This window comes from Bradyrhizobium sp. JYMT SZCCT0180 (assembly GCF_018130165.1).
In the GTDB taxonomy this organism is placed as follows: Bacteria; Pseudomonadota; Alphaproteobacteria; order Rhizobiales; family Xanthobacteraceae; genus Bradyrhizobium.
The window spans coordinates 1-1,764 of record NZ_JAFCLZ010000047.1 but is presented as its reverse complement, the minus strand read 5'-3'; the positions used below and the strand labels follow the sequence as shown (position 1 = coordinate 1,764).

Genomic DNA, 1,764 nt, shown 5'->3' with positions numbered 1-1,764 from the left:
GATCGAGACCTTCACGCTAACCCGCACCGGCGGCAACGCCGCCTTCGACGTCAACTTCGCGACGGCCGACGGCTCCGCGACCGCGGCGGACGGCGACTATGTCGCGAAAACCGGCAGTGTGCATTTCGACGCCGGGGTTAACACCCAGACGATCTCGATCGTCGTCAATGGCGACACCAAGGTCGAGGCCAACGAGACCTTCAACGTCAACCTCTCCGGAGCGACCGACGGCGCCACGATTGCCAAAGCCCAGGGCCTCAGCACTATCGTCAATGACGATGCCGCACCGGTTGCCGGTTCGGTTGCCATCAGCGATGTCATCATCACCGAAGGCAACAACGGCTCCCGGATCGAGACCTTCACGCTAACCCGCACCGGCGGCAACGCCGCCTTCGACGTCAATTTCGCGACGGCCGACGGCTCCGCGACCGCGGCGGACGGCGACTATGTCGCGAAAACTGGCAGTGTGCATTTCGATGCCGGGGTCAATACCCAAACGATCTCGATCGTCGTCAATGGCGACACCAAGGTCGAGGCCAATGAGAGCTTCAACGTCAATCTCTCGGGCGTGACCAACGGCGCCACGGTTGCCAAAGCTCAGGGCCTCAGCACCATCGTCAATGACGATGCGGCACCGGTTGCCGGTTCGCTTTCGATCGGCGATGTCACTATCACGGAAGGTGACAACGGCACCCGCACCGCGACCTTCACGGTGACCCGTACCGGCGGCAGCGCGGCTTTCGACGTGCACTATGCTACCCAGGCCAGCTCGGCCAGCGGCGCCGACGGCGATTATGTCGCCAAAGGCGGCGATCTGCACTTCGACGCCGGAGTCAACACCCAGACGATTTCGATCGTCGTCAATGGCGATACCAAGGTCGAGGCGAACGAGACCTTCAACGTCAACCTCTCAGACGCGACCAACGGCGCCACGATTGCCAACGCCCAGGGCGTCGGCACCATCGTCAACGACGACGTCGCCGCCGCTACCCATCACGTCCCCAACGATTTCAATGGCGACGGCATCAGCGATGTCCTGTTCCGCAACAGCAGCGGCAGTGTCGCGGTCTGGGAGCTAAACGGCAGCCATATCGACCTGAACGCCACTGTCGGATCGGCAGGAAGCAACTGGCACGAGGCCGGCATCGGCGACTTCAACGGTGACGGCAAGGCCGATCTGCTGTGGCGGAGCGACCAGGGTGGTGTTGCGATGTGGCAGCTGGACGGCAACCACATTGCCTCCAACATCACGGTCGGATCTGCCAGCTCCGATTGGAAGATCGTTGACGTCGCCGACTTCTCAGGTGACGGCAAGGCCGACATCCTGTGGGAGAACAGTCAGGGCAAGGTCGCGATGTGGCAGATGGACGGCGATCACATCGCCTCCAACACCACGGTCGGATCGGTCGGAACTGATTGGAAGGTGATCGGCACCGACGATTTCAATGGTGACGGCAAGGCCGACATTCTCTGGGAGAACAGCCAGGGCAAGGTCGCGATGTGGCAGATGGATGGCGACCAGATCGCCTCCAACACCACGGTCGGATCGGTCGGAAGCAATTGGCACGCCGCCGGCACCGGCGACTTCAACGGCGACGGCAAGGCTGACGTGCTGTGGCAGAACGACCAGGGAGGTGTTGCGATGTGGCAGATGGACGGCGACCACATCGCCTCCAACACCACGGTTGGATCGGCCCCCGGCTGGAGCGTGATCAGCACCGGCGACTACAACCAGGACGGCAAGGCCGACGTGCTGTGGCAGAA

Annotated in this window: 1 protein-coding gene; it reads left to right on the top strand. The window is 62.6% G+C overall.

Annotation, left to right across the window (positions count from 1 at the left end):
- Nucleotides 1-1,764 (top strand): FG-GAP repeat domain-containing protein (locus tag JQ641_RS37690; RefSeq protein WP_212002403.1); only part of this gene is annotated, 1,764 nt, incomplete at both ends.